At 73.0% G+C, this 4263-nt stretch carries 5 protein-coding genes; 3 read left to right on the top strand and 2 right to left on the bottom strand.

Annotated features, from left to right (window positions below):
- A partial coding sequence (locus tag AOK03_RS39665; protein WP_157869228.1) for an integrase core domain-containing protein occupies window positions 1-402 on the top strand: 402 nt, incomplete at its 5' end.
- Here the strand turns inward: AOK03_RS39665 and AOK03_RS39660 are convergent.
- Both AOK03_RS39660 and AOK03_RS39655 read right to left on the bottom strand, forming a co-directional pair.
- Window positions 399-1676, bottom strand: a complete 1278-nt coding sequence (locus AOK03_RS39660; RefSeq protein ID WP_055570179.1) for an MFS transporter — start codon at window positions 1674-1676, stop codon at window positions 399-401. The genes AOK03_RS39665 and AOK03_RS39660 overlap by 4 nt on opposite strands.
- Window positions 1677-1727: 51 nt before the next feature.
- The gene (locus AOK03_RS39655) at window positions 1728-2330 is read right to left on the bottom strand and encodes a hypothetical protein (RefSeq protein WP_055570178.1); all 603 of its coding nucleotides are present in this window, start codon (window positions 2328-2330) and stop codon (window positions 1728-1730) included.
- A gap of 79 nt (window positions 2331-2409) precedes the next feature.
- Between AOK03_RS39655 and AOK03_RS39650 the strand changes: the two genes are divergently transcribed.
- Both AOK03_RS39650 and npdG read left to right on the top strand, forming a co-directional pair.
- A complete protein-coding gene (locus AOK03_RS39650; protein WP_055570177.1) occupies window positions 2410-3486 on the top strand; it encodes a sialidase family protein in 1077 nt (358 codons plus the stop codon).
- A gap of 44 nt (window positions 3487-3530) precedes the next feature.
- On the top strand, window positions 3531-4235 hold the full coding sequence (npdG, locus tag AOK03_RS39645; RefSeq protein WP_055570176.1) for an NADPH-dependent F420 reductase: 705 nt from the start codon (window positions 3531-3533) through the stop codon (window positions 4233-4235).
- The last annotated feature ends 28 nt before the right edge of the window (window positions 4236-4263 follow it).

The following is a 4263-nucleotide window of genomic DNA, read 5'->3' as shown; positions in this document are numbered from 1 at the left end:
AGCGAGATCCACACGGACGAGAAGGCCGCCACCTGCGCCGCCTTCCTGCGCCGGGCCGCAGCCTTCTTCACCGCACACGGCATCGACCGCATCGAGCGGGTCCTGACCGACAACGCCTGGCCCTACCGCAAGAGCCTCGCCTGGCAGCAGGCCCTGGCCGACCTCGACGCGAGGGGCAAGCTGACCCGCGCCTACCGGCCCCAGACCAACGGCAAGGTCGAACGCTTCAACCGCACCCTGCTCGACGAATGGGCCTACCTGAGGCCCTACACCTCAAACGACGAGCGGACAGCGGCCCTGGCAGACTTCCTGCACACCTACAACCACCACCGCTGCCACACCGCACTCGGCGGCCACCCACCCATCACCCGCGTCAACAACCCTGCGGGCCAATACACCTAGAGCGCGGCCGCCCGCTCCCCGGTCCGTTCCCGGCGCAGCTTCGCGTCCGGGTCCGTCGTCGCGTCGTAGGAGATGAGCCGCGGCAGCGCCGCCGCCAGGATGCCGACCGAGGCCACGCAGGCCAGGCCGCCCGACCAGATGGCGGGCCGGGTGCCGGTCCAGCCCGCCGCCGCGCCCGCGCGGACCTGGCCGAGCTGCGGGCCCACGCTGTACGAGAGGACCTCGATCCCGGCGAGCCGTCCGCGCAGCTCGTCCGGGATGGTCTGGTTCCAGATGGTGGAGCGGCCGAGCCCGCTCGCCATGTCACCGGCGCCCGCGAGCGCGAGGCAGCCGAGCACCACCCAGATGTTCGAGAGCCAGCCCGCCGCGGTGATCGCGAGACCCCAGCCCGCCGCCCCGAACACCACGAGCAGCCCGTGCCGCCGCACCCGCGACGTCCACCCGCTGGTGAGGCTGAAGAGCAGCGAGCCGACCGCCCCGGCCGCGTACATCAGGCCGAGCGCCCACTCCGCGTCCAGGTCGTCCGCGAGGAACGGGAAGATCGTGTTCGGGAAGGCGAAGAACATCGCCGCCATGTCGATCGCGTACGTGCCGAGCAGCACCGGCCGCGACCACGCGTACCGCGCGCCCTCCGCGAGGCCCTTCAGCGACGGCTTCTCCGCGTCGTGTGCGGCCGGCGCGGGGGAGAGGCGGGTGCACAGGAGCACGGACACCGCGAAGCAGGCGATCGTGACCGCGTACGCGGACGCGTGCCCGGCGTACGCGACGACCAGGCCCGCGAGCGAGGGGCCCGCGATGGCCCCCACGTTCCACCGCAGCGAGTTCAGCGCGGCGGCCGCCGTCAGCTGGTCGTGCGGCACGATCCGCGCCATCAGCGAGTCCAGGGCAGGGCGCTGCAGCCCGGCCAGTGCGGAGACGCCCGCCGCGACGACGTAGAGCGGCCACAGCAGCGGCTCCGGCAGCAGCGCGTTGACGAGCAGGACGACGGCGAGCAGGCCCAGCGCCGCCTCGGTCAGGAGGATCACCTTGCGCCGGTCCGCGGCATCGGCGAGCGCGCCGCCGTAGAGCCCGAAGACGATCAGCGGCACCAGCTCGACCGCGCCCATCGCGCCGACCGCCACCGGCGAGTCCGTCAGCTCCTTGATCTGCAGCGGCAGGGCGACCATCGCCATGAAACTGCCGAAGTACGTGACGAGGCCCTGGACCCACAGCAACCGGAAGTCACGGGTGGATCGCCAGGGGGAGAGATCGGGCAGTATCGCGGAGAGAGGCACGAAAAGTCATGCTCAGCTCGGACCGGTGCGGTGGGCAACCGAATTTCCGTCTCACCACCTGGTCGGCGGCGGTGACGTCAGCTGGTCGGCGAGCCGGGACAGCCGGTCGCGCAGGCGCCTGCGGCCCCGCGCCTCGGGCAGCGCGTTCTCCCCGGCCGCCGCGCTCACCAGGTGCTGGACCGTGTCGAGGTCCAGGTCGGGTGTCTCGGGCACCGCCAGTGCCTCGTGCGAGAGCGAGGCCAGGTCCCGGTCCCCGGAGCCGAGCGCGAGCACCGTCGCGCCCGCCCGCCGCGCGTCGTGCACCCGCGTCAGCAGCTCCGCGTCCGGCGCGTCCGGCGCCACGACGAGCAGCGTCTCGCCGCGCCGCGCCGCCTCGATCCGGCCGAGGCCCGTCGACAGGTGCGCCGGATCCGTGGCGAGTACGCGGTGCCGCACGAGCGTCGGGGTCAGCTCCGGCGTGCCCGACCAGGCCGCCTCGTCGACGAGGTGCGCGGCCAGGTGCCATGGCTCGTACGCCGCCGTGCCCACGAGCAGCAGCCCGCCGCCGTGCGGCACGACGGAGGTCCTCAGCGTCCCCGCGAAACGGCGGGTGGCTCCCAGCCACTCCGTTCCCGCGAGCACTTCGCGCAGCAGCGCGACCCGTACGGCGTCCATGGCGTCGCATCCTGCAGCAACAGGACACTCGTCACCGGGAGTTCACGGGGATTTCCTCCGTGCAGGGGATGGGCGGGGAATGACTACTGAAACAACTGTTCCCTTCCGCGCGGGCCGCGAGGGATACGCGAGCTTCCGCATCCCCGCCGTCGTCATCAGCGCCACCGGTACCGTCCTCGCCTTCTGCGAGGGCCGCGTCGGCTCCCAGGACGACTTCGGCAACATCGACATCGTCCTCAAGCGCTCCGCCGACGGCGGCCGCACCTGGGGCCCGCTCCAGGTCGTCGGCAAGAACGGCGCCGACCTCGCGGGCAACCCCGCCCCCGTCGTCCTCGACACCGGCCGCATCCTCCTCGTCCAGGTCAGGAACGCCGCCGCGGCCACCGAGGAGGCCATCCGCCGCGGCCAGGTCTCCGCGGCGGCGGGCCGCCGCGTCTGGGTGCAGCACAGCGACGACGACGGCCTCACCTGGACCGCGCCGCGCGAGATCACCGGCCAGGTGAAGAGGGCGAACTGGCGGTGGTACGCCACGACGCCCGGGCACGCCGTGCAGCTGACCACGGGACGCGTGCTGGTCCCCGCCAACCACTCCCTGCCGCCGTCCGGAACGGACGACGGCACCGAGGGGAAGTACAACGGCGGGCACTGCCTGCTCAGCGACGACGCGGGCGCGACCTGGCGCATCGGCTACATCGACGACAACACCAACGGCTACATCAACGTGAACGAGACCACCGCCGCCGAACTCCCCGACGGCCGCGTCTACTTCAACACCCGCAACGACTCCCCGGCCCCCGGCACCCGCGGCGACGCCCACTCGCACGACGGCGGCCGGAGCCTGGCCAAGCCCTTCCGCCCGCAGGCCGGGCTCACCGGCCCCGTGGTGGAGGGCAGCGTCCTGCAGCTGCGCGACCCCGACGTGCTGCTCTTCTCCGGCCCCGCCGACCCCGGCTTCCGCGCCCTGATGACCGTGCGCCGCTCCACCGACGGCGGCACGACCTGGCAGGTCGCCCACACGGTCGACGGGCTCCCGGCCGCGTACTCCGACCTCGTGCGCCTCGACGCGGAGACCGTCGGACTGCTCTACGAGACCGGGGACTTCAGCGCGTACGAGACGATCTCGTTCCGCCGGATCCCAATGGCGGAACTGGCATGACCACGGATGTCCGAAGATCCCGTACGGCTGAGTAAGGTCGCCCCATGACCTCTACCGACAGTGTGCAGAAGGCCCCCGCCAAGGACCCCTGGGAGCTGCCCGACGTGTCCGGGCTCGTCGTCGGCGTGCTCGGCGGCACCGGCGACCAGGGGCGCGGGCTCGCCTACCGCCTGGCCCGCGCGGGCCAGAAGGTGATCATCGGCTCCCGCGCCGCCGAGCGCGCGCGGACCGCCGCCGACGAGCTCGGCCTCGGCGTCGAGGGCGCGGACAACGCGGAGTGCGCGCGGCGCAGCGACATCGTGATCGTCGCCGTGCCGTGGGACGGCCACGCCAAGACCCTCGAATCGCTGCGCGAAGAGCTGAGCGGCAAGCTCGTCGTCGACTGCGTCAACCCGCTCGGCTTCGACAAGAAGGGCGCGTACGCCCTCAAGCCCGAGGAGGGCAGCGCCGCCGAGCAGGCCGCCGCGCTGCTCCCCGACTCGCGCGTCACCGCCGCCTTCCACCACCTGTCGGCCGTGCTGCTCCAGGACCCGGCCATCGAGGAGATCGACACCGACGTGATGGTGCTGGGGGAGAGCCGCGCCGACACCGACGCGGTCCAGGCCCTCGCCGCCCGCATCCCCGGCATGCGCGGCGTCTTCGCGGGCCGGCTGCGCAACGCCCACCAGGTGGAGTCGCTGGTCGCCAACCTGATCTCCGTGAACCGGCGCTACAAGGCGCACGCGGGGCTGCGGGTCACGGACGTGTAGGGCGGGTGGGGGCGAGGCCGGGCATGGG

Source organism: Streptomyces atriruber (assembly GCF_001418325.1).
Lineage (GTDB): Bacteria > Actinomycetota > Actinomycetes > Streptomycetales > Streptomycetaceae > Streptomyces > Streptomyces atriruber.
The sequence above is the reverse complement of the archived record's forward strand: the minus strand, read 5'-3'. Positions and strand labels throughout refer to the sequence as shown.

Excerpts from the sequence above, each read along its gene's own strand:
- npdG (WP_055570176.1), top strand. The coding sequence starts at position 3,531 with ATGACCTCTACCGACAGTGTGCAGAAGGCCCCCGCCAAGGACCCCTGG.
- AOK03_RS39655 (WP_055570178.1), bottom strand. The coding sequence starts at position 2,330 with ATGGACGCCGTACGGGTCGCGCTGCTGCGCGAAGTGCTCGCGGGAACG.
- AOK03_RS39650 (WP_055570177.1), top strand. The coding sequence starts at position 2,410 with ATGACTACTGAAACAACTGTTCCCTTCCGCGCGGGCCGCGAGGGATAC.